Origin of the sequence: Streptoalloteichus tenebrarius, from assembly GCF_024171885.1 — a bacterium.
Classification (GTDB): domain Bacteria; phylum Actinomycetota; class Actinomycetes; order Mycobacteriales; family Pseudonocardiaceae; genus Streptoalloteichus; species Streptoalloteichus tenebrarius.
Window position 1 is genome coordinate 24,038 of record NZ_JAMTCP010000022.1, and the last position, 21,861, is coordinate 45,898.

Annotated in this window: 26 protein-coding genes and 1 pseudogene; 12 read left to right on the top strand and 15 right to left on the bottom strand. The window is 71.7% G+C overall.

Going from position 1 to position 21,861, the window contains the following annotated elements; translation table 11 throughout:
* Positions 1–209: 209 nt before the first annotated feature.
* The 3 genes from LX15_RS18485 (at position 210) to LX15_RS18495 (ending at position 3,058) form a co-directional block, all read left to right on the top strand.
* A complete protein-coding gene (locus LX15_RS18485) occupies positions 210–1,055 on the top strand; it encodes an isocitrate lyase/PEP mutase family protein (RefSeq protein ID WP_253670870.1) in 846 nt (281 codons plus the stop codon).
* Between the two features lie 201 nt (positions 1,056–1,256).
* A complete protein-coding gene (locus LX15_RS18490; protein ID WP_253670871.1) occupies positions 1,257–1,946 on the top strand; it encodes an esterase/lipase family protein in 690 nt (229 codons plus the stop codon).
* A gap of 254 nt (positions 1,947–2,200) precedes the next feature.
* Entirely contained in the window at positions 2,201–3,058 is an 858-nt protein-coding gene (locus tag LX15_RS18495) for an NAD(P)H-binding protein (RefSeq protein WP_253670872.1), read from the top strand.
* 56 nt (positions 3,059–3,114) lie between these two features.
* Here LX15_RS18495 and LX15_RS33165 read toward each other — a convergent pair whose 3' ends face one another.
* From LX15_RS33165 to LX15_RS18510, 4 genes and pseudogenes are all read right to left on the bottom strand, one after another.
* Positions 3,115–3,246: a hypothetical protein gene (locus LX15_RS33165; protein WP_308213487.1), complete on the bottom strand. Its 132-nt coding sequence runs from the start codon at positions 3,244–3,246 to the stop codon at positions 3,115–3,117.
* 192 nt (positions 3,247–3,438) lie between these two features.
* Positions 3,439–3,657, bottom strand: a pseudogene (locus tag LX15_RS33170) (DnaJ domain-containing protein); the annotation flags it as partial.
* Positions 3,658–3,900: 243 nt separating this feature from the next.
* Complete coding sequence (locus LX15_RS18505; protein WP_253670873.1) at positions 3,901–4,221, bottom strand: hypothetical protein; 321 nt, start codon at positions 4,219–4,221, stop codon at positions 3,901–3,903.
* Positions 4,222–4,274: 53 nt separating this feature from the next.
* Positions 4,275–4,706 (bottom strand): Hsp20/alpha crystallin family protein, encoded by a 432-nt coding sequence (locus LX15_RS18510; RefSeq protein ID WP_253670874.1) that lies wholly within the window; start codon positions 4,704–4,706, stop codon positions 4,275–4,277.
* 234 nt (positions 4,707–4,940) lie between these two features.
* Between LX15_RS18510 and LX15_RS18515 the strand changes: the two genes are divergently transcribed.
* On the top strand, positions 4,941–5,678 hold the full coding sequence (locus tag LX15_RS18515) for a methyltransferase (RefSeq protein WP_253670875.1): 738 nt from the start codon (positions 4,941–4,943) through the stop codon (positions 5,676–5,678).
* A 94-nt stretch (positions 5,679–5,772) separates the two neighbouring features.
* Here the strand turns inward: LX15_RS18515 and LX15_RS18520 are convergent, their stop codons facing one another.
* Positions 5,773–6,432: a TetR/AcrR family transcriptional regulator gene (locus LX15_RS18520; protein WP_253670876.1), complete on the bottom strand. Its 660-nt coding sequence runs from the start codon at positions 6,430–6,432 to the stop codon at positions 5,773–5,775.
* 101 nt (positions 6,433–6,533) lie between these two features.
* On the opposite strand from LX15_RS18520, the gene LX15_RS18525 reads away from it, so the two are divergent.
* Together LX15_RS18525 and LX15_RS18530 are read left to right on the top strand one after the other, a co-directional pair.
* Positions 6,534–7,019, top strand: a complete 486-nt coding sequence (locus LX15_RS18525) for a nuclear transport factor 2 family protein (protein ID WP_253670877.1) — start codon at positions 6,534–6,536, stop codon at positions 7,017–7,019.
* Positions 7,016–7,885 (top strand): NmrA family NAD(P)-binding protein, encoded by an 870-nt coding sequence (locus tag LX15_RS18530; RefSeq protein WP_253670878.1) that lies wholly within the window; start codon positions 7,016–7,018, stop codon positions 7,883–7,885. Before LX15_RS18525 ends, LX15_RS18530 begins: the two co-directional genes overlap by 4 nt.
* Positions 7,886–8,101: 216 nt before the next feature.
* Here the strand turns inward: LX15_RS18530 and LX15_RS18535 are convergent, their stop codons facing one another.
* The 5 genes from LX15_RS18535 to LX15_RS18555 are packed head-to-tail and all read right to left on the bottom strand — an operon-like array spanning position 8,102 to position 14,148.
* Entirely contained in the window at positions 8,102–9,175 is a 1,074-nt protein-coding gene (locus LX15_RS18535) for a 2-hydroxyacid dehydrogenase (RefSeq protein ID WP_253670879.1), read from the bottom strand.
* Positions 9,176–9,198: 23 nt separating this feature from the next.
* A complete protein-coding gene (locus tag LX15_RS18540; protein WP_253670880.1) occupies positions 9,199–9,816 on the bottom strand; it encodes a histidine phosphatase family protein in 618 nt (205 codons plus the stop codon).
* Positions 9,813–11,306: an FGGY-family carbohydrate kinase gene (locus LX15_RS18545; protein ID WP_253670881.1), complete on the bottom strand. Its 1,494-nt coding sequence runs from the start codon at positions 11,304–11,306 to the stop codon at positions 9,813–9,815. Before LX15_RS18545 ends, LX15_RS18540 begins: the two co-directional genes overlap by 4 nt.
* Positions 11,303–12,823, bottom strand: coding sequence for an FGGY-family carbohydrate kinase (locus LX15_RS18550; protein ID WP_253670882.1), 1,521 nt, complete (start codon positions 12,821–12,823; stop codon positions 11,303–11,305). The genes LX15_RS18545 and LX15_RS18550 overlap by 4 nt, the downstream gene beginning before the upstream one ends.
* Before the next feature lie 5 nt (positions 12,824–12,828).
* Positions 12,829–14,148 (bottom strand): MFS transporter, encoded by a 1,320-nt coding sequence (locus LX15_RS18555; RefSeq protein ID WP_253670883.1) that lies wholly within the window; start codon positions 14,146–14,148, stop codon positions 12,829–12,831.
* A 297-nt stretch (positions 14,149–14,445) separates the two neighbouring features.
* Between LX15_RS18555 and LX15_RS18560 the strand changes: the two genes are divergently transcribed.
* Both LX15_RS18560 and LX15_RS18565 read left to right on the top strand, forming a co-directional pair.
* Positions 14,446–15,264 (top strand): DeoR/GlpR family DNA-binding transcription regulator, encoded by an 819-nt coding sequence (locus LX15_RS18560; protein ID WP_253670884.1) that lies wholly within the window; start codon positions 14,446–14,448, stop codon positions 15,262–15,264.
* Between the two features lie 145 nt (positions 15,265–15,409).
* Positions 15,410–16,432 carry an SDR family oxidoreductase gene (locus LX15_RS18565; protein ID WP_253670885.1) on the top strand — a complete coding sequence of 341 codons (1,023 nt, stop codon included), beginning with the start codon at positions 15,410–15,412 and terminating at the stop codon, positions 16,430–16,432.
* Between the two features lie 107 nt (positions 16,433–16,539).
* Here LX15_RS18565 and LX15_RS18570 read toward each other — a convergent pair whose 3' ends face one another.
* From LX15_RS18570 to LX15_RS18585, 4 genes are all read right to left on the bottom strand, one after another.
* Positions 16,540–16,893, bottom strand: a complete 354-nt coding sequence (locus tag LX15_RS18570) for a BP74-related protein (RefSeq protein ID WP_253670886.1) — start codon at positions 16,891–16,893, stop codon at positions 16,540–16,542.
* Between the two features lie 161 nt (positions 16,894–17,054).
* Complete coding sequence (locus tag LX15_RS18575; RefSeq protein WP_253670887.1) at positions 17,055–17,348, bottom strand: HC3 family zinc finger protein; 294 nt, start codon at positions 17,346–17,348, stop codon at positions 17,055–17,057.
* Between the two features lie 136 nt (positions 17,349–17,484).
* Positions 17,485–17,811 carry a hypothetical protein gene (locus LX15_RS18580; protein WP_253670888.1) on the bottom strand — a complete coding sequence of 109 codons (327 nt, stop codon included), beginning with the start codon at positions 17,809–17,811 and terminating at the stop codon, positions 17,485–17,487.
* Complete coding sequence (locus LX15_RS18585) at positions 17,808–18,146, bottom strand: hypothetical protein (protein ID WP_253670889.1); 339 nt, start codon at positions 18,144–18,146, stop codon at positions 17,808–17,810. Before LX15_RS18585 ends, LX15_RS18580 begins: the two co-directional genes overlap by 4 nt.
* A 183-nt stretch (positions 18,147–18,329) precedes the next feature.
* On the opposite strand from LX15_RS18585, the gene LX15_RS18590 reads away from it, so the two are divergent.
* Both LX15_RS18590 and LX15_RS18595 read left to right on the top strand, forming a co-directional pair.
* On the top strand, positions 18,330–19,172 hold the full coding sequence (locus LX15_RS18590) for a helix-turn-helix domain-containing protein (protein WP_253670890.1): 843 nt from the start codon (positions 18,330–18,332) through the stop codon (positions 19,170–19,172).
* A gap of 10 nt (positions 19,173–19,182) precedes the next feature.
* Positions 19,183–19,398 carry a DUF397 domain-containing protein gene (locus LX15_RS18595; RefSeq protein WP_253670891.1) on the top strand — a complete coding sequence of 72 codons (216 nt, stop codon included), beginning with the start codon at positions 19,183–19,185 and terminating at the stop codon, positions 19,396–19,398.
* A 101-nt stretch (positions 19,399–19,499) separates the two neighbouring features.
* On the opposite strand, the gene LX15_RS18600 is transcribed toward LX15_RS18595, so the two are convergent.
* Positions 19,500–20,729: a helix-turn-helix domain-containing protein gene (locus LX15_RS18600; protein WP_253670892.1), complete on the bottom strand. Its 1,230-nt coding sequence runs from the start codon at positions 20,727–20,729 to the stop codon at positions 19,500–19,502.
* A 122-nt stretch (positions 20,730–20,851) separates the two neighbouring features.
* On the opposite strand from LX15_RS18600, the gene LX15_RS18605 reads away from it, so the two are divergent.
* Both LX15_RS18605 and LX15_RS18610 read left to right on the top strand, forming a co-directional pair.
* On the top strand, positions 20,852–21,172 hold the full coding sequence (locus LX15_RS18605; RefSeq protein ID WP_372502751.1) for a DUF397 domain-containing protein: 321 nt from the start codon (positions 20,852–20,854) through the stop codon (positions 21,170–21,172).
* 160 nt (positions 21,173–21,332) lie between these two features.
* Positions 21,333–21,770, top strand: a complete 438-nt coding sequence (locus tag LX15_RS18610; RefSeq protein ID WP_253670939.1) for a PE domain-containing protein — start codon at positions 21,333–21,335, stop codon at positions 21,768–21,770.
* Positions 21,771–21,861: the final 91 nt, after the last annotated feature.

Consider the following 21,861-nt stretch of genomic DNA (forward strand, 5'->3'; position numbering starts at 1 on the left):
GCGCTTCCTTCGTTGCGCGCCAACCGTAACGCAGGTGCTATCCACTTGGATAGCCCCCTGCGGCGCGGGAGCCCCAGGGTGGGATCGAGGCGGCGAGACGGGGCGCGGGAGGAGGACACCAACCTCCTCGACGTCAAGCGCTCACGGCCGGGACGCGCTGTGGCGTAGATCGGCCGGACACCGTCGGACCGAGCTGTTTGACTGTCCCCATGACGATCTCCACCCGAGACAGGGCCCTGTTCTTCCACCAGCTCCACCGCAAGGGACAGCCGCTGGTCCTGCCCAACGCCTGGGACGTCGCCAGCGCCAGGATCGTCGAGGACGCCGGCGCGCCGGCGGTCGCCACGACCAGCGCGGGCGTGGCGTGGGCCCTCGGCGCGCCCGACGGCGACCAGCTCGACCGCGAACTCGCCATCACCGCGACCGCCAGGGTGGCGGCCGCCGTCTCCGTGCCGGTGACCGCCGACCTGGAGAGCGGGTTCGGCGCCACCGCCGACGAGGTCGCCGACACCATCCGCCAGGTGGTCGACGCCGGCGTCGTCGGCGTGAACCTGGAGGACGCGCTCGCGTCGGGGTCCACCCCGCTGCGGCCGGCGGAGGAGCAGGCGGAGCGCCTGGCCGCCGCCCGGCGGGCGGCGGAGGCGGCCAACGTCCCCCTGTACATCAACGCGCGGGTCGACACCTACCTCCGCACCGTCGGGGACGACCCCGAGGCGCGGCTCCAGGAGACGCTGGACCGCGCGCGGACCTACCTGGCCGCCGGGGCCTCCGGCATCTTCGTGCCCGCCGTCCCCGACGTGGAGACGGTGGCCACGCTGGTCAGGGAGGTGGACGCGCCGCTCAACATCCTCCCCCTGAAGCAGCCCGGCTTCACGGTCCCCGAGCTGGCCCGACTGGGCGTGGCGCGGATCAGCCTCGGGGCCGGGCTCGCCGCCGCCGCGTACGCGGTGGTGCGGCGCAGCGCCAAGGAGCTGCTCACCGAGGGCACCTACACCGAGCTGGCCGGCGCGCTCACCCACCCCGAGATCAACGCCCTCATCGCCAGGAACACCTGATCCCCTGCCCCCTGGTCGGCGTCTGGGGGACTGCCGCCCAGGGGGCGACCCGGTCGGTCGCGGGGTCGGACCGCGCGAGCCGTCCCTCCACTGTGGACTCTCCCACGATGAGTCGATCGGGTGGACATGGTTCGCGGTCGTCACCGGCCGGTTCCGGTGGCGGTTACCGTTCCCGCCGGTGCCGAACGGAAGGAGGGCGACATGATCGGGTCGACGCTCGTGTTGCCCCTCGTGCTGGCGCTCGGGACGGCGCTGAGCCCCGATCCGTCGGCGGCGCTTCACGCCCGCCAGGCGGTGGAACCCGTCGTGCTCGTGCACGGATGGCGGTCCTCGGGGGCCGGCATGGCGCTGATGCGGGACCGGTTCGAGGCGGCGGGCCATCCCGCCGTCACGATCGACCTCCCCGGCGAGGACAACGTCGCCAACGCGCGGGCGATCGCCCGCCTCGTCGACGACCTCCGCGCCAGGACCGGAGCGGAGAAGGTCCACCTGGTCGCGCACAGCATGGGCGGCCTGTCCACCCGGCACTTCCTCAAGCGCCTCGGCGGGACCGACCGGGTGCGCTCCTCCGTCGCCTTCGGCTCCCCGCAGTACGGCTACCTGCCCGCGTGCCTGCTGGCGCCGGACCAGGGCGGCCAGATGTGCCCGTTCAGCCCCTTCCTGGCCGACCTCAACGCCGGTGACGACACGCCCGGCGACGTCGCCTACACCACCATGCGCAGCACCCTCGACACCCCGGACACCTACCGGCTCGACGGGGGCGCCTGCTTCCACGAGATCCCCGACGTGCCGCACGCCGAGGAGCCGAACTCCCCCGCCTTCTTCGAGGCGGCGCTGAGCGCCGTGCGGGGCGTCTGCCCCGGGCGTCACGTCGAGTTGCCCATCCAGTGATCGTGGCCGGACGCGGCGTCCCGCGTCCTCGCGCTCACCCCGCCTCGGGCGAATTCCCGCGCCCTTCGCCTCCCGGCGCTCCCCCATGCTCCTGTCCGACCACTGTGGTCACTCCGTCATCCGCGTCACTGCCCGCGACGACCAGTTGACCTCGACCAAGGTGCAACTTCTACTGTCTCCCTGTCGCTGATGGACAGTCCAGGCGACGAGGAGGGCCGGCGGCGACGCCGGACACGACCAGGGATGGGAAGACGATGGCTGAGCTGAAGAGGGTCCTGGTGACCGGCGCGACCGGCAACGTGGGCGGGCAGGTGGTCGCCCAGCTCCGGGGAACCGGCGTGGCCGTGCGGGCGCTGGCCAGGAAGCCGGAGTCGGCCGACCTTCCCGAGGGCGTCGAGGTCGTGCGGGGCGACCTCGGGGACGCGTCCACTCTGGACGCCGCGCTGGAGGGCGTGGATGCGGTCTTCCTGGTGTGGCCGTTCTTCACCACCGAGGCCGCCCCCGCGGTGCTGGAGGCGATCGGGCGACACGCGCGTCGCGTCGTCTACCTCTCCGCGTCAGGGGTGAGGGACGACGGCAGCACAGATGGCGAGGGCATCGTGTTCCACGCCGAGATGGAACGGCTGATCAAGGGGTCCGACCTGGAGTGGACCATGCTCCGGCCCGCGGGGTTCGCGACCAACGCGCTGATGTGGGCTCCCCAGACCCGCGAGGGCGACGTCGTGCGCTGGATCTACGGCGACGCGCGGCGGTCGCTGATCCATGAGGCGGACATCGCCGCCGTGGCGGTGCGCGCGTTGACCGAGGACGGGCACCATGGCGCGCGGTACCACCTGACCGGCCCCGAGGCGCTGACCCAGGTCGAACAGGTCGAGGCCATCGGGAAGGCCGTCGGCCGGCCGGTGCGGTGGGAGGAGATGTCCCGGGTGGCCGCCCGCGAGTACCTGCTGGCGCACGGGTGGCCCGAGGCGTTCGTCACCGGCGCGTTGGACGCGTGGGCGGGGCTGGTGGACCACCCGGAGCCGGTCACGTCCACTGTGGAGCAGGTGACCGGTGTGCCGGCGCGGACGTTCCACCAGTGGGCCGTCGACCACGCCGCCGACTTCCGCTGAGCCGTCCGCCGCGAGCCGTCCGCCGCGAGCCGTCCGCCGCGAGCCCCGACGCGGGGTCAGGGCAGGGGGAACCACCGCCGCCGGATCAGGTCCACGAGGTCGACGAACGGGCTCGGACCGTCGTCGACCTCGTGGACCTCACGGATCTCCCGGATCTCCCGGTGCGGGGCCGGTCCGTGCCATCGCACGGGCCCCGCCCGCAGGGGTGGTTCCTGACTCCGGGGGCGACCGGCGGCCCCGGCCGTCCCCGCTCGTTCTGGTGGTTCTGTCGGTTCTGTTGGTTCTGTTCCTTCTGTCCTCCGCGTTCCCTGTGTCCTCCGCGTTCGCTCCGCTCGCTGGGTTCGCTCCGGGACGGGCGGGTGGCGTCGGTCGTGGTCGGCGCGCCGCGCCGGGTCGCGCAGGACCGCGTACGCCGCCACCACCTCGGCCAGCGAGTCCCGGTCGGCCGGCTCGTCGTTCCGCCCGCGCGCTCCCACATCCGGGTGGTGCCGTCGCACGAGGGAGCGATAGGCGTGCGCGATCTCCTCCTGGGATGCCGTGGACGGCACTCCCAACACCTCGTAGGGATCACGCCGGTGGGCGTCTTCCGAGCCGGTCATCACACGACTTCCGTTGTCTGACAACGACTCCTCGCCGAATGCTCCCGGTGGCCCGCGCCCACCGCGTCGTCGGACGCCATGGGCGCCAGGGACGTCACCGCGCCGGAGTGAACCCCGGGTCGGCGCGTCCGGCTCGGCCCCGTCGAGGTCGGGCACGGGCCACCGGGACTCTCGTTCGGCGACTCACCTCACTGGACGGGTCTGCTGCTCCACCACCTCCCTCCATCCGGACCGAACCGCGCATCACCCATCGGGAGGCGGATGCGCCGGAGGGGAGCGCTGCCGCGCCCACCCGTCCGCGCCGGGCGCGTGGGGCCTGGCCCGAGGCGCTGGCCCCGGCTCGGCGTCGTCGGCCGCGTGCGGTCCCGCCTCGGGCGCCGGTGGCCCGGAGCGGGGACGCGGTGGGACCGGCGGCGGGCGGTGCCACGCCGCGCGCACGATCGCGTCGAACTCGGCGCGCAGCAGGTCCTCGTCGCCGTAGACGAGGTCGACGAACGCCTCGTCGACGACCTGCTGGGCCGCCCGGACGTGTGGCCGCAGCCGGCCGCGCTCGATCTCCGCCATGACCCGCTCCCACCACGACGTGACGTCACACCGCGCGGTGTCGGTGTTCGCCGTCAGGCGCTGATCTCCTTGCGACCGCCGTCCCCTCGGGTGATGGCGATCTTGCGGGGCTTGGCCTGCTCGGCGATCGGGATCCGCAGGGTGAGCACGCCCGCGTCGTAGACCGCCTCGATCCGCTCGGTGTCGAGGTTGTCGCCGAGGAAGAGTTGTCGGCTGAACACACCCCGGGGGCGTTCCGCGACCACGAGGTCCGAGTCCGCCACCGCCGGCCCCTTGCGCTCCGCCCGGACGGTGAGCACGTTGCGCTCCACGTCCATGTCCACGGAGTCGGGGTCGACGCCCGGCAGGTCGAAGTGGACCACGAACTGGTCGCCCTCGCGGTAGGCGTCCATCGGCATCGCGACCGGACGCGCCCGGGTGCCGTTGTCGAAGAGTTGCTGGGCAAGCCGGTCCAGTTCACGGAACGGATCGGTCCGCATCAGCATCGCGGGTCTCCTCCTTCCGCTCGACATCCCGCTCGCAGTGCTCCTTGCCGAACCAACCCGGAGAGGTGACCACCGTCACGACTCCGCCCCGACGAACGCGCGAGAACGCGTCCCTGTTCCCCGGTTCCTCACCCGTTCCGGTGAATCTGGCGGCCTTCTCCGCCCAGATTCCCCGGGTTGGCGGAAGGCCGGAAACCTCTCGGCCCGGACTGGGGACGCGGCTAGGGTGCCGGCATGGCGGAACCAGGAGCGACGCCAGCGACGCCGGAGCCCTCGTCCCGGTCCTCGGACTACTCACCGACGGTCCCCGCGGCGGACGTCGAGCGGATCCGCCGTTGGCACGAGGACGCCTACCGGTCCCGGAAGGCGCTCGGGGAGCAGGTGATCGAGTACCTGGGCCGGTCGTTCGTCGTCCCTCCGGAGGTCCAGCCGATCACGCCCACGTCGTCCCTGCTCGGCGAGGCCGTGCTCGCGGAGGTCCGCCCGGACGACCGGGTACTCGACATGGGCACCGGCAGCGGCGTCAACGCGATCCTCGCGGCCGGCACGGCGCGGGAGGTCGTGGCGGTCGACATCAACCCGCACGCCCTGGCGGCGGCGCGCCGCAACGCCGAGCGCAACGGCGTCGCCGACCGGATCGACGTCCGGCACAGCGACGTCTTCTCCGCCGTCGACGGCCGGTTCGACCTGATCGTCTTCGACCCGCCGTTCCGGTGGTTCGCGCCGCGCGACCTGACCGAGCGGGCCACGACGGACGAGAACTACCGGGCGATGACCGCGTTCTTCCGTCAGGCGCGCCGGCACCTGACGGAGCGGGGGCGGATGCTGGTCTTCTTCGGGACCTCGGGCGACCTCGGCTACCTGGAGCGACTGATCGCCGAGGAGGGGTTCGCGAAGGAGGTCGTCGCCCGCGCGGAGCTGACCAAGGAGGGCTGGCGCGTCGAGTACCTGACCTTCCGCCTGACGCCCTGACTCCGCCGACCGCCCGAAGTCCTGACCGGCTGAGGTCCTGACCGAGCGGAGGTCTTGACGGCCCGAGGTCCTGACCGAGCGGAGCGCCGCCGCTTCAGGAGCGCGTGCCCCGACTCCCCCGACGACCCGCGCTGGACGGCGTCGGCGCGGTCAGCATCCGGACGAGGGCGTCGGCCAGGCTCTCCAGGTACTCGGGCGTGACGGGCGTGTGACGGCCCCGCAGCCGCCAGTAGAGCGGCGCCGCGAGCAGGTCGAGCACGACGTCGCGGTCGACGTCCCCGCTGATCTCGCCCCGGGCGATCGCCCGGTCCAGCACGGCCGCGCCCCTGGTCCGCCGGGGTTCGCCGATGTGCGCGGCCAAGGCGTCCGCGAGGACCGGGCCGCGCACCGCCTCGGCGAGCAGGTCGGGGAGCACCCGGCCGAACCGGGGGTGGTTCAGCCAGTCCAGGATCGCGTGCAGGGTCGCCAGGACGTCCCCGCGCAGCGATCCCGTGTCCGGCACCTCGGCCATGGGCACGCTGAGCCGGGAGACCACGTCCACGACCATGTCCTGTTTGGACGGCCACCTGCGGTAGAGCGCGCTCTTGCCGACCCCGGCCCGCCGGGCGACGGCGTCCATCGACAGTCGGCCGTAGCCGTGCTCGGCCAGCTCGTCGAGCACGGCCTCGGTGATCGTCTCGGTCAGCTCCTGGCGGAGCACGGCGGCCCCGGACGGGGTCCTGCGGGCGCGCGCTCCGGGTCGGTCGGCAGTCATGGCCGGAGTCTAACGAGTGGACGGAACGGTCCCGTCCGACGTATGGTGGTCGGGACGGAACCGTTCCGTCCATCCCGTGAACCGTCCCCTGAGGAGCACCCGTGTCCGAGCACCTCACCGACGACGCCCGCCGTCGCCGCGCCCACGCCACCGTCGACCGCGTCATGAGCACGCTGCTGGCCAAGGACATGGCCGGCTTCGCGGGGCTGTGGGCGCCGACCGGGATCATGGAGTTCCCGTTCGCGCCGCCCGGCCGTCCGCGCCGACTCGACGGCGCGGACGCCGTGTGGGAGTACGTGCGCGACTACACCGACCACATCGACCTGCGCGCGATCACGTCCGAGACGCGGCACGAGACCCAGAACCCCGACGTGCTGGTCGTGGAGTTCTCCGTCGAAGGCCTGGCGGTGCGCACCGGGCGGCCGTACCGGATGAGCTACGTGGCCGTGATCGAGGTCGGCGCGGAGGGGATCGTCTCCTACCGCGACTACTGGAACCCGCTGGCGGTGGCCGAGGCGCTCGGCGCGGACAGCGAACTGGTCGCGGGTTCGGCGAACGCGGCGGCGCACCAGGAGGCACGGGCGTGAGCGGGCGCGACACGATCCTGGTCACCGGGGCCACCGGCAACACCGGCCGCCCGCTCGTCCGACTCCTCCGGGAGCACGGCGCGCGCGTGCGCGCGGCGAGCCGGAGCGCGACCCCGGTCGAGGGCGGGGACCACGTCCGCTTCGACTGGGCCGACCCGTCCACCCACGCCGACGTCCTCCGCGACGTGCGGCGGATCTACCTCGTCGCGCCGGTCGGGGTCGCCGACCCGGAGCCGCTGGTCCGCCCGTTCCTGACGGCGGCCCGCGGTGAGGGCGTCGAGCGGGTCGTGCTGCTCAGCTCCTCGGCGGTGCGCGAGGGAGATCCCCTGCTGGGCCAGATCCACCGCCTGGTGCGGACGATGTTTCCGGAGTGGACGGTGCTGCGGCCGTCCTGGTTCATGCGGAACATCGTCGGCGATCACCCTGTGGCGCACGGGATTCGCACCGAGGGTCGGATCATCACGGCCACCGGGGACGGCAGGGTGGGTTTCGTCGACGCCGCCGACATCGCCGCCGTGGCGGCCCGCGCGCTCCTCGACGACGCCCCGCACAACACGGAGCACCTCATCACCGGCCCGGAGGCGCTGAGCTACCGCGAGGTCGCCGCCCTGGTCTCCGAGCTGACCGGGCGCGCCGTCGAGCACGTTGATCTGTCCACTGAGGACATGGCAGCGCGGTTCACCGCGCTCGGCTACCCCGCCGAGTTCGCGGCGGCCCTGGCCGCGCTGGACGAGGGCATCCGGAACGGCGGCGAGGACCGGACCACCGACACCGTGGAGCGCGTGACCGGCCGACCCCCTCGGTCCCTGCGGGACTTCCTGTCCGACCACGTCGAGGCGCTCGCGCCCACCCCCTCCGCCGTCTGAACCCCGCCTGCGCCGGCTGAGCCTCGCTTCCGCCGGCTGAGCCTCGCTTCCGCCGGCTGGGCCTTGCTTCCGCCGGCTGAGCCTCGCCTGCGCCGGCTGGGCCTCGGCCCGAGCGGCGAACCCGCGCGGGAAACCGGAAACCCCGGGGTTCTCCTGGCACGGGAACCCCGGGGTTCCTGTGCCAGGAGAACCCCGGCGCACGCCGGCCCGAGGGATCTAGCGGGTGTGCGCCGAGCGCTGGGCGAGCACCTCCGGGTTGGCGCAGTGCGCGAGCGGTTCGCCCCGCAGGTACCGGCCGACTTCGGCGGCGACGATCCGGGCCGCCTTGTGCGCGACCTCCCGGCTCGCGCCGGCCACGTGCGGGGTCAGCACGACGTTCGGCGCGGTGAGCAGGCGCGAATCCGCCGGGACGGGCTCCTCGGGGAAGACGTCGAAGGCCGCTCCGAACAGGTGGCCCGACTCCAGGGCGTCGCAGACCGCCTCGTAGTCGACCAGCGCGCCGCGCGCGCAGTTGACCAGCACCGAGCCCTGCGGCATCGCCGCGATCTGAGCGCGGCCGATCATGCCCTCCGTCTCCGGCGTGACCCGGGCGTGCAGGGACACGATGCGGGACTGTGCGAGCAGGTCCTGGAGCGCCACGGCTTCCGCGACTCCCGTGAGCGCGTCGGCCGCCACGTACGGGTCGTGCACCAGGACGCGCGAACCGAGGGCGTTGAGCGCCCTGGCGACCCGGCTGCCGATCGCGCCGTAGCCCACCAGGCCGACGGTCGTGCCCTCCAGCTCGATCCCGCAGTTCTCGTAGGCGTAGTAGTCGCCGCGCCACACACCCGCGCGTATGTCCTTGTGCAGTTCGGGAATCCGGCGCGCGGCGGCGAGGATCAGGGCGATCGTGTGCTCGGCGGTGGCGGCGGCGTTGCGGCCGGGCGCGTAGCAGACGGCCACGCCGTGCCGGGTCGCCGCCTCGATGTTGACGTTCACGGGTCCGCCCCGGCTGACGCAGAACAGCTCCAGGTCGGGGCAGGCGTCGAGGACGCGCTCGGTGAGCGGCCCCATCTGCGTGACGCCGATCCTGGCCCCGCGCAGCGCCTCGATCATGGTGTCCTCGTCGCCCGAGGCCTCCCTGACCTCGGCCACCTCGCCGAAGGGCACGTGCGGCCACGGCAGGGTCAGCTCGCGGACGTCCACCCCGCCCACATCAGAGTCCAGGTCGGACGTCTCGGCGCGGACGGCGTCGGCCAGCAGTGTGGGCAGCACGAAGTGATCGCCGGCGGCGACGACGGTGGTGCGCATGGGAACTCCTGTGTGGTGCTCGCTCAGACCGAGAGCGCTTCGATGGGGGTGTTGAACTGCAACAGCGACGTGACGTCGTCGCGGATGCGCAGTTCGGTGATGCCGGTGTTCCGCACGACGGGGAACACGCGGCGGTAGGCCGAGACGGGGATGCCGAGCAGGTGGCAGATCACCAGGCGCAGCAGGGTGCCGTGCGCGACGACGAGCACCCTCCCCTCGGGAACCCGCTCCGTGATGTCCAGCAGGCACGCGGTCCCCCGGTCCACCGCGACGCGCGGGTCCTCGCCCTCGGGCATGTGGTGGGCGACGGGATCGGCGCGGAACGCGGCCAGCCGCTCGGGGAACTCGCGTTCCATCTCGGCGGTGGTCATGCCCTCGGCGCGCCCGAAGCCCAGCTCGCACAGCCGCTCGTCGACGACCGGCTCCAGTCCGGTGGCGTGCGCGACCGGCGCGGCCGTGTCCCTGGCCCGGCCCTGCGGCGAGCACCACAGCGCGGCCAGGCCGGCGGTGCGCGCCCAGTCGGCGAGCCGTTCGGCCTGTTCCTTGCCGTGCGGGGTGAGCGGCACCTCGCTGCGCCCCGCGTAGCGGTTCTCGGCGTGCCAGGTGGTCTCCCCGTGCCGCACGAGCACGATGTCGGTCACTGTTCGGCCCTCCTCCGGGCGTGGTCGGCCACGGCGGCGTCCAGCCAGCCGCGGCGGGTCAGCTCGTCGACGAGGCGCAGGTAGGTGGCGAGCAGGCGCCGGGTGCGCTCCGGGCGCGGGTCGAGGACCTCGCGGACCCGCACCATGGCCCGCGCCGCCTCGGCGGGGCCGCCGAAGTGGGAGGCCGCGGCGAGCACCGCCATGCCGTGCGCCGCCTCGGTGTGCTCGGGCAGGCGGACCCGCCGGCCGAGCAGGTCGGCGCGGAGCTGACACCAGTACGGGTTGCGCGCCCCGCCCCCGGTCAACGACAACGCGCCGTCGGTCGGCGCGCCGAGCGAATCGAGGTAGTCCAGGCACAGGCGCTCCACGCAGGCCACGCCGACGAGGTGCGCGTGGAACAGCCCGGCCTGGTCGCCTGGGTCGCCGAGCACGAACGGCTCGGCGTCGGGCGCCCGGAACGGGAACCGCTCACCGCCGGTGGACGCCAGCGGGTAGGCGACGGCGTCCGGCGCGCGGTCGGCGGCGCGGGCGGTCAGCTCGACGAGGTCGGCGTCCGGGAACTCCCTGCTGAGCACGCCCGCGCCACTGCTGGACGCGCCACCGGGCAGCCAGGTCCCGGCAGGGCCTCGGTGGCAGTAGACGACGCCGGCGGGGTCGCGCACGAGGTGGTCGCTGACGCCCTTGAGCACCAGGGTCGTGCCGAGCACCGAGTTCCACGAGCCGACGTCCAGCGCGCCCGCCCCGAGCTGCGCCGCGCAGCCGTCGGTCATCCCGGCGATCACCGGTGTGCCGGCGGGGATGCCCGTCTCCGCCGCCGCCGTCGCGCCGACCACGCCGAGGGTGGTCCCGGGAGGGACCACGGGCGGGAGGAGGTGCTCGGCGACCCCCAGGACGTCGAGCACCTCCGTCGGCCAGCGGTCGGCGAGCAGGTGGTAGCCGGTCTTCAGCGCGTGGCTGGCGTCGGTGGGCACCGGGGAGCCGACGAGTCGCCACGTGACCAGGTCGGCCTGGTGGAGCAGCCGGACGTCACGCCGCGCGGCCAGCTCCGGCCGGTTCCGCAGCAGCCACACGAGCTTGGGCAGCGCCCACGAGGGCTGCATCCGCCGGTAGCCCAGCTCCTGCCACACCTCGCCGCCTGCTCCGTCCACAATGGACGCTTCAGCGGTGGCGCGGGCGTCGTCGTACATGAGGCCGGGCGTGAGCGGCGTGCCGTGCGCGTCGGCGAGCAGGATCGTGCCCGAGGTCGCGTCCACCGCGAGGCCCCGCACCCGACCCGGTTCGATCTCCGCCATGGCCTGCCGGCAGGCCACGCGCACCGCGTCCCACCACTGCTCGGGGTCCTGCTCGTGGCGCGGTCCGTCACGGTGGCTGCGCAGCGGGTGGGTCCCGGCGCCGGCGACCCGTCCGGTCTCGTCGACGGCGACGGCCCGGACGCTCTGCGTGCCGAGGTCGACGCCCAGCCACACGGGAGTGTTCTGGTCGGCGGTCACGAACGGCCTCCGTGGTCGAGTCCGGGACCCGGTCGGCGGCGGCCGGCCGCCAGGCGGGACCAGCCCTGCGCGGAGATCTCCCGCATGGCGAGGAAGTCCTTGTACAGCTCGGAATACAGGGCGGAACGCGCGCTGTCGGGCTCACACGTGGCACGCACGCGCACGTGCTTCTCGGCCGCCCGGCGCAGGTCCGGCTCCGCGCCCGTGGCCACGAGTCCACAGAGGAACGCTCCCTTGGCCCCCACCTCGCTGTCGGCCGAGCGCACCGCCGGCACGCCCGTGACGTCGGCGATGAGCTGACACCAGCTCTGGTTGTTCGCGCCGCCCCCGCACAGCCGCAGCTCGGTCGTCGCCGCGCCCGAGGTCTCCAGGCAGTCCCTGATCACCATCGTCAGGCCCTCGAACACCGCGCGGACCACCTCGGCGCGCCCGTGCTCCAGCGACAGCCCCCACCAGGTGCCCCGCGCCTCCGGATCGAGGAACGGGGCGCGTTCCCCGGCCGGGGAGAGGTAGGGCAGGAAGACCAGACCGCGCGCGCCCGGCTCGGCGGCGGCCGCCAGGTCGCCGAGCGCGCCGGGGCCGTCCGCGCCGAGGAGGGAGCCCACCCAGGACAGCACCTCCGTGCCGGCCAGCGTCGGGTAGGCGCGCAGCACGTGGCCGGCGGAGTCCAACGCGATGGTCAGGCCGGCCGGCTCCCCCGCCAGCTCGACCCGGTCCCTCACGACCTCCGTGCACAGCGTCGTGCCGAGGATCGTGCAGGCCTGCCCGTTCGACGTGGCCCCGACGCCCAGCGCGGTGGAGGCGATGTCGTAGGGCGCGAGCACGACCGGCAGGCCGGCCGGCAGCCCCAGCTCCTCGGCGGCGGTCGAGGTCAGCTCCTCGACCCTGCGGTCGTCGCCCCGCACCTCGGGCAGCAGCGGGCGCGCCCACTCCAGGTCGAACGCGGCGAGCAGCTCGGGGTCGTAGCGGCGGGTGGTCGGGTCCAGGAACGGCGCGGAGGCGTCCGACTCGTCCACGACGAGCTGGCCGGTGAGCCGGGAGAAGACCCAGCCGCCGCAGTAGAGCAGGGTCGACGAGCGCCGCAGCCGCTCGGGGTCGTGCCGGGCGAACCAGGTCAGGACGGCGTTGGGCAGGCCGGCGAAGGTCAGCGAGCCGTTGCGGTGGAACGCCCGGTCCAGCACGCCGTCGTGCCGCCAGCGCTCGACGACGTCCGCCGCGCGGCCGTCGGACCAGAGGACGGCCGGGCCGGTGGGCCGGCCCCGGTCGTCGACCAGCCAGGCCCCGTCGCCCTGCGCGGTGATCGCGAGGAACCGCACGTCGCCGTCGATCCGCGGGCGCACCGCGCGCACGGTGTCGACGACCGCCCGCCACACCGCGTCCATGTCCTGCTCGGCCCACCCGGGGCGCGGGCGGCGCACCTCGGTGGCCTGGCGGGCCACCGCGACCTCGTTCCCCTCGTCGTCGAAGACGACGGTCTTGATCATCGACGTGCCCACGTCGACCGCCACGGCGGACATGCGGCTCACCTTCCGTCGTTCCCGTCCGCGAGCGCCTGGCCGGCACCTGGGGTTACCCCGGTGGGGGCCGGCAGCCGCAGGAAGGTCGTCATCAGGGCGCTGGCCAGGTAGAGGCCCGCGAAGATCCACATCACCCCGGCGACGCCGAGCGGCCCGAGGAACAGGCCGACCAGCGCCGGGCCGACGAACGTGCTCGCGCCCGCGCCCAGGTTCAGCGCGGCCATGGCCTGCCCCTTGTGCTCGGGGGCCAGCGACGGCATCAGCGCGGACAGCGGCACGTAGCCGGCGAGCGTCGCGCCGTAGGCGGCGGCCACGAGCAGCGCCAGCCAGTACTGGGCCCCGGCCGCGAGCGGCGCGTAGTACAGCAGGAGCGTGGTGACCGCGCTGCCCACGCCGCCGAACCAGGCGATGGTGCGCTGCCAGCCGAGCCGGTCCCCCACCAGGCCGAAGATCAGGTTGAAGAAGATGTTGGTGGTGAACATGACCGTGAGCAGCCGCAGCCACTCGGTGAGGCTGAACCCGACGGTCTCGGTGAAGAAGATCGGCAGGAACACCAGGTAGCCGAACTGGGGCGCGGTGTTGATGATCCGCACGACGCAGCCCACGCCGATCCTCGGCTTCCGCACGAGGATGGAGAGGCTGCCGAGCAGGGTGGCCAGCGGTCGTTCGTCGGGCGGGGCGAGCCGCCCCGCGCCCGTGCGCTCGCGCACCAGCAGCAGGGCCAGCAGGCCGCCGAGGACGACGAGGCCGAGCGAGAACCAGAGCGTCTGGTACGCGCCGATGACCGGGATCAGCCCGCTGGCGACCAGCGAGCCCAGCGTGGGCAGGCCCCCGGTGAACGCGAACCAGAACCAGCCCACGGCCGACCCCAGGCGCTCGCGCGGGGTGACCGCCGTGACCCAGACCAGGAACGCGTACGCGAACAGCGGGTAGCCGAAGCCCCGGATGCCGTAGCTGAGCATCAGCAGCGAGTAGTTGCGCGTCGGGAGGGCCACGGCCAGGAACAGCACCTGGAAGGCGATCCAGATGCCGAGGCCGAGCCACATGACGCGGCGCGGTCCCCACAGGTCGGACAACGCGCCGGAGAACCACGCGGCGATGCTCGCGGTGATGCCGTAGACGCTGAACAGCAGCGCGACGCTCGACGCGGACACGCCCTGGTCCACCAGGTAGGGCGACAGGTACCCGGACTCCACGCCGTCGCCGATCATGAAGATCAGGACGCCGACGAAGCCCCAGGCCAGCGGGCGGGGAATGCCCACCCGCTCCACGAGGGAGCGGGCGGCGCCTTCGGGAGCCGAAGGCGCGGCGGAGAGCGTGGTCACGAGGAGCACCTCCTGGCGGACGGGCTGTGGCAGGGGTCGCGGCGCCGCGAGCTGGGCAAATTGGAGGCTGAGCCGGGCCTCGACTCAAGAACGAAACCCGTTCTTCACATGAAGTACGTGATTCATCACGTGAACTGTGATGGGTCGACCGCGGTGCGTCATCCTGAGGCGCGTGGTGTTCCCGCAGCTCAGAGCCATCTTCATCGGATCAGCGGCCGGCCGGGAGCCCTCGTCTCCCCGTGTTAACTTCGGGTGACAACTACGCGTCGTCCGCAGCACGAGAAGGAAGCCCACGTCGTGTCCGAGGAAGCAGGAGTCGCCCCGCCCGGCAACGGGGAGTCCTCGCGGGTCGCCGGCCAGCAGGCCCGTCAGCAGCGCATCCGGGAGCGGGTGCTGGCCGAGGGGTTCGTCCGCGCCGAGGCGCTGGCCACGGACTACGGCGTCAGCCTGATGACGATCCACCGCGACCTGGAGGCGCTCCAGACGCAGGGGTGGCTGCGGAAGGTGCGGGGTGGCGCGTCCGCGCTGCCCTCCGCGTTGTTCCACGGCAGCGTCGAGCACCGCATGGCGACGATGAGCGAGACGAAGCGCCGCCTGGCCGAGGCCGCGTTGGAGCTGGTCTCCCCCGGCCAGACCGTGATGCTGGACGAGAGCACGACCTGCCTGCACCTGGCGCAACGCCTGCCCACGCGCGCCCCGCTGACCGTGATCACCTACTTCCTGCCGGTGATCAAGCTCCTGGCCGGGGAGCCCGGGATCGGGCTGGTCTCCCTCGGCGGGTCGTACTTCCCCGCCTACGACGCCTTCCTCGGCCTGCACACCGCCGACGCCGTCCGCTCCTTCCGCGCGGACCTGCTCTTCGCCTCCACCACGGCCATCGTCAACGGCCGCTGCTACCACCAGTCCCAGGAGACCGTGCACGTCAAACGCGCCCTGATGGAGTCGGCCGGTCGCAGGGTGCTGCTGGTCGACCACACCAAGTTCGCCAAGGAGGGCCTGTACGCCCTCGCCCCGCTCACCAGCTTCGACCTCGTCCTGGTCGACGACGGGCTGCCGCCGGCCGAGCTGCGCGCCGTCCGCGACCTCGGCGTTCAGGTCCGCACCGTGCGCGCCTGAACGCCGGTCCCTCCGGCAACGTCCACAGTGGTCGGTGATGCGCGGACGGCGCCCCGGGTTTCGGTGCGCCGGTCCGGGGAATCCCGGCGGTGTCGGGCGACAGCCACGGCACGGTCGACACTGGGACGAGAACGAGCGAGGCCGCATGACCGGGACGAGGAAACCACGAGTCGTCGTCGTGACCGGCGCGAGCGCGGGCGTGGGACGGGCGACGGCCAGGGAGTTCGCCGACCGGGGCGACCACGTCGCCCTGCTCGCGCGGGGCCAGCACGGACTGGAGGCCGCGGCCGAGGACGTACGCGGGGCCGGGGGCAGGGCGCTGGTGGTTCCGGTGGACGTGGCCGACCACGAAGCCGTGGAGGCGGCGGCGAACCGGGTCGAGGAGGAACTCGGCCCCATCGACGTCTGGGTCAACAACGCCTTCAGCACTGTCTTCGCGCCGTTCACACAGATCACGCCGGACGAGTTCCGCCGTGTCACCGAGGTGACCTACCTCGGGTTCGTCAACGGCACCCGCGCGGCGCTGGCGCGCATGCTGCCACGCGGGCACGGCGCGATCGTGCAGGTCGGCTCCGCACTGGCCTACCGGGGCATCCCCCTCCAGTCCGCCTACTGCGGGGCCAAGCACGCCATCCAGGGCTTCACCGAGTCGCTGCGCTGCGAGCTGATGCACGACGGCATGGACGTGCACATCACGATGGTGCAGCTCCCCGCCGTGAACACCCCGCAGTTCGACTGGGCCAGGACGCGGATGCCGGAGAAGGCCCAGCCCGTGCCACCGATCTACCAGCCCGAGATCGCGGCCAGGGCGATCGTGCACGCGGCCGACCACCCGCGTCGTCGGGAGTACTGGGTCGGCTCCAGCACGGTCGGCACGCTGCTCGGAGACAAGTTCATCCCTGGCCTGCTGGACCGCTATCTGGCCAGGACGGGCTACCGGTCGCAGCAGAGCGGACAGCCCGAGGCCCCCAACCGCCCGGCGAACCTGTGGAAGCCCCTCGACAACGGGCAGGGGCGGGACTACGGCGCACACGGGCGGTTCGACCCCAAGGCCAAGGGCCGCAGTCCCCAGATGTGGCTCTCCCAGCACCACAAGACCCTCGTCACCGGTGCTGCCGCGTTCCTCGTCGGCGCCGCCGTCACCCTGCGGTCACTCCGCTCCCGATGAAGAGCAAGAACACCGGTCGCGCGGTGTGTGTGACACCCCGTGCTGACCGGTGTTCCTCGTGTCGAATGCGCGTTCTCCAGGAAAAGGGATCCGGAACAACCGCCGCCTCAGGCGGAAATCTTGACCTCACGGGTGAGCCGGGAGTCCCAGGGGCACCAGTGGCATCCGGGCAGGAACGCGCCGCACGCCTCGTCCAAGTGATCATCCACATACTGCATGTTGGCGTCGCAGACCTCGATGGCGACCTCGAAGAACGCGATGGTGTCCGGGTCGAGGTGGAAATCCCAGGCGGGGTTGTATGGCTTCTTCTGCTTCTTGATCCTCCCGTGGACGTGGATCCGGTGCTTCTCCTCGCCGGACAGGATCCGTCGGGCGTGGGCGATCTTCTCTTCGTCCCGGAGTTCGAAAACGAACTCCTGGCCGCGTTGCTGGGTGAACGCGAAGTAGGCCGACTCGGCCATGCTTCTCCTCCTGAGGGTGCCCGATCGGGTGGTCGAACGGACGCTATCGATCCGATCATCGGACCAACAACTACCCGATCGGATGACAGCGAAAGCCGATGCGGAACCATTCCCCAGCCCGGATCGCTCTCAGGCCATCAGCGTCCTCAATGGACAGCATTTCATCGGCCGTAGCCCTTCCGGCAGGGAGGGCGGTCGCCGTAGGCGGGCAGCGTCTCGCGCCAGGCCCGCTCGGCTCGGGCGCGCAGGTCCGCGCACCGGCCGGCCTCGACACGGCAGACGTCGCACTCCGGCCACAGCAGCTCCGGGTCGCCGAGGTCGTACGTCCGGCTGATGACGATCAGTCCACAGAAGACAGTCACACTCGCCCCCTCGGGTCGCCTGCCGCCCCCGTGGGCGTGGCGCTGGCCGGCGTAGGGAAGCCAGGTGTGGCTGGGGAAGTCGAAGAGAGTCACGACTGCTCCACGGAATTCGGCGCGGAATGACGGGGAGAAGGGGCGGCGGGGCCAGGACCGAGGGGGCAGAAACCCGGCCCCGCCGCCGTGTCCCGGCGCGGCGAGGGGGAGCGCCCGCGCCGGGAGCATCAGAGGTTCAGGCGGTGCGCTCGCGGATGTCCGCTCCCCACACGACCTCCTCCGGTGTGGGCACCCAGACCCTGACCTCACAGAGCTTCTTGTCCGGCGGCGCCCATCGCCGGGAGAGCGGGTGGACGACGACGATCCACCGGTCACCCGGCCGCACGAGACCGGACTCCTGGTGCTCGACGAAGAACTCCCGGGTGAGCGCCACGGCGTGCGCCTCGGCTCCGCCCTGGCAGAAGTAGAACCAGTCGTCCTCGACGTGTTCCTGGGCGCGACAGACACGCCGGCCGCGTTCGATGCGGAGGTAACGCATCAGATGCCAGAGGGGCGGGTTCACGACGCCCTGCCCCGCGGGATCGCCGGGAACGGCACGGTCGTCTCTCCGCCGCCGGCCACCCCGGTGCGCCGTAGCCGGTCCAGCGGGTTCTCGATCCGACGCAGCGTTTCCGTCGGGGCCTCGGCGTACAACCTCGTGAGCTTGCGTGAACGCCGTGGTCGGCGGACATCATCACGCCGCAACAGATCCGCGAGCGACAGACCATGCCCCCGCTCCCGCAGCGCGTGACGCGGCAACTCCGACGACACGGACTGAACAGCCATCGGCCAAGCCGTCGGAGCGACCAGACCGGAGACAGGCGCGCCGAGCGCGCCGAAGGTGACGAACTGGATCACGAGACCACCTCGCACACTCCACATCGGCCTGTGCTCAACTGATCACGCTCAGTTGCTGGCCGTATGCCCAGGACAGTACAACTGCGACGTCACAGTTTCGACGACTCGAACGGGTGATCTCGCCAAGTCGGCTCGCCCCCAGGGGTTTGTTGCCGCGCGGTGGGACCCGGAAGGATTGACGCCATGGGTAGCTCCCCGCCACCGCTCGCGTACCGCCTGCTGTTGGGCGCGTTGCTGCGAACGCTGCGCGAACGCACTGGCATGACTCCGGCTGAGGTCGCGGAACGCCTCGGCTGGTACGTCCGCAAGGTCAACCTTGTCGAGACGGGGCAACGGAAGGTCGTGCTGACGGAGATCGATCGACTGATCGAGCTCTACAAGGTCAGCGACGAGGAGGAGCAGCGCGTCCGAGACCTCGGACGAGAAGCCCGGAAGCGAGACACGGCCTCGACGCCCGTCGCGGAGTGGGCGCAGATCTACGTCGCGATGGAGTCAGCAGCGCGCGAACTTCGGGTGTATCACGAGGAATTGCTCCCCGGTTTCGCGCAGACCGAGGAGTACGCCCGCGAGATCCTCTCGCACGGCTTCTTGCCACCCAAGCGTGGCGTCGACGACGCGGTTCTTCGACGACTGGAAAGACAGCAACACATCACCGGCCCCGACGCTCCCACTGTCGCGATGGTGCTCGCCGAGAGCGCGCTCCGACGGGAGGTCGGCGGCAGGGAGATCATGCGACGACAGGTCCAGTTTCTGCGGAACCTCGCCGTACTACCGCACATCTCGCTGCGGGTGCTCCCCAACTCGGCGGGCGCCCACGCCGGACTGGGCACATCGTTCAACTTGCTCTACGTGGGAGAGCCCGCCACGACCTTCGCCTACGCGGAGTCGTTGACCGACGGCCAGTGGTATGACCGCGCACCACACACGGAGTCCTACACAATCGCATTCGACCGCGTATTCAGGGCAGCGCTGCCGGAAGACGACACGCTCACACTGCTCGACCAAGTGATCAACGACCTGTCCTAGGAGAGTGCCTATGCTTGCGCCCGATCTCACCCTGTCAGCTCCATGGCGCAAGTCGACGCGGAGCAACAACGGTGCCCACAACTGCGTGGAGGTGGCACCAGCAGCCGGTGCCGCTGCTGCCGTTCGGGACTCAAAGAACCCCAACGGGCCGGCGCTGCTGTTCGCCCCGAGCACCTTCCACGCCTTCGTGAACACCATCAAGACCGGACGGCTCGACCTGAGCTGACCCACACTGATCGGCGGGGGCCGGGGCCGGTCCCCGCCGATCCCTGTGAGCAGGCGGCCCATGGCGAAGCCTGGTGACCGCCCCTGTTGCGAGAAGCCGGATCAGGCGAGCATGCCGACCTTCTCGGCGAGATCGTGCGCGCGGCGACGCATGCGGGCCACCCTGTCCATCATCTCCCCCACCATCTGCCGGGCGTAGCCGTTGAACTGGATGGTTTCCGGTGCCGCTTCGTACGCCTTGTCGAGCAGTTCCGCCGTGGCCTCGTAGTCTCGGCGGGCATGGTAGGCCCGCGCCACCTCGATGAGATGGCGGGCGCGCCGGGGCCGCGACGGAATATCCGCCGGATTCCCGACCGCGGCATGGCGGGCGGCCTCTCCGGCCTTCCTCAGCTCGACGTGCACCGTCACCGCGTGGGCCGGCAGGATCGCGGTCGAGAACGACGTCATGGTCTGGTAGTAGCCGACGGGGAGCCTCTGTGCTGCCCTGCTCGCCTCATCGAGATGGTGCAGCGCCACTCCTTGGTCGCCCACCTTGGCGGCGGTGTACGCCGCTTCGGCCTGAAGCGCCCCCCACATCCCCAGAAGCTCGGCCGGGCCATCGGAGAGCAGCGGATCGAGAAGGCGGAGCGCGCTCATCGTGACTTCCTGCGCCTGCTCCCACTCCCCCGAATCGCGATGGGCCTGGGCGAGCGACCACGCGGACATCGCGATGGTTCGGGGGTCCTCGGCGTCATACGCCGCCGCCATCGCCCGCTCCACCGCCCGCCACAGCAGGCTCGCCGCTGGCTGGTAGGCAACATAGAACGTCACCAGATTCATCGTCTCGGAAAGGAGTGCGTAGGCGTCTCGCCTCTCTCGAAGGTCGGAGGCCGCGCGCACCGCGATCTGGGCATCACGAATCAACCCCGGGAGCAGTTCCCCGAGCGTCGTGCGGTGGAGCGGGGAGGCGTGGCGCGCGGCCCACGCGCTACTCAGCCGCTCCCGCAGTTGTTGTGTCGAGACACGTTCAACGCCAGATGGCATACCGAGGAGGTAGTCACTCATCGCCGCCCGCACGGCGGGCAGTGCCGGATGGGCGCTTCCACTGAAGGTCTCCGCCGGGGCCTCGATCGCTCCGGTCAGGTCAGCCAGTGAGACCTTGAGCATCTCCGCGATCCGCACGAGCATGGGCAACCGGGGAGGCAGCAGCCGCCCTGTCTCGACAGCCTTGAGCCAACTCTCGGACTTCCCGAGAAGCCCCGCGAGCACGGCCCTGGTCTTGCCGGCCCGTTGGCGGAAGTACTGGATGCGCTTCCCTACCGGCAGTTCCGGGTTGATGCGAGGACCCTCCATGGCGCGCCTTCCCGACCGCGTGGCGTGTCAACTCCTTCACTGAGAGTAGACCCACACGGCGCAGCCTCGACCCGACCTGTCCCCCACGAACACAACGGGTCGAGACGGTCTGCTCCTTCTCCGTGGACTTCTCGACCACACCGGTGAAGCGGCAGAACAGGGAAACGGAGCTTCTTCACTGCTCACTAGCCTGCTGGCTGGTTCTTGTCCATGCCGACCTCAAGGAGCCAGGCATGCCACCAGACCTCCATCAGGCACCTTGGCGGAAGACCAGTCGCAGTGGTGGCGGCAACGCGAACTGTGTGGAAGTCGCGCCCGTGGCAGACAGTGCGGCTGCCGTTCGGGACTCGAAGAACCCCAACGGACCGGGCCTGCTGTTCGCCCCGAACACCTTCCACGCCTTCGTGAACACCATCAAGACCGGACGGCTCGACCTGAGCTGACCGCTTGAGACGGCGGGGGGCCGGCTGGCTCCCGCCGTCAGCCATGCCCGGGCCCGGATGTGGCGTACGTAGGAAGTACCGGGAATCCCGGTGGCGCCCTCGCCGCGTGCGGCAGGATACGTCTGTTGTGCACGTGAGGGAGGCACGATCCGTGAGTGAGATGGTCAGCGGCTTCTGGACCGCTGGTGAAGCTGTGGCAAGAGCAGGAGCGAGAGTCGCAGGTCAGGTGGCTGATGCCGCCCGAGCAGTCAACAGCGGAGCTGGTGGCGGCGGTGGCGGAGGCGGCGCAGGCGCACACTTCGCCGTCCAGGCGGACCGGATTCCCGACCTCATCAGCGAGCTGAAACTCGCCAAGAGCAAACTGGAGGACGCCGCAGTGCTGGCCGTGGCCTCCATGAAGATCGATCCGATGGGCAGGGACCCGTTCAGCCCGTCCGCCGCGCAACGCATGGGACCCGAACTGGCCCAGAACTATCTCGACGCGAACCAGCGCCAGCAGGACGACATCCAACGGATGATCAACAGCCTTGAGGCCGCGAAGAAGACGTACGAGAACACCGAGGACGCCAACAGGGCCACGTTCGGAAAGCAGGCCTGACCTTGTCGAAGAAGATCACGAAGATCGCGGTTCCGATTCTGGGAGCACTGCTGTTGGCAAGCTGCTCCGGAGGGTCGGTACAGGGTACCGC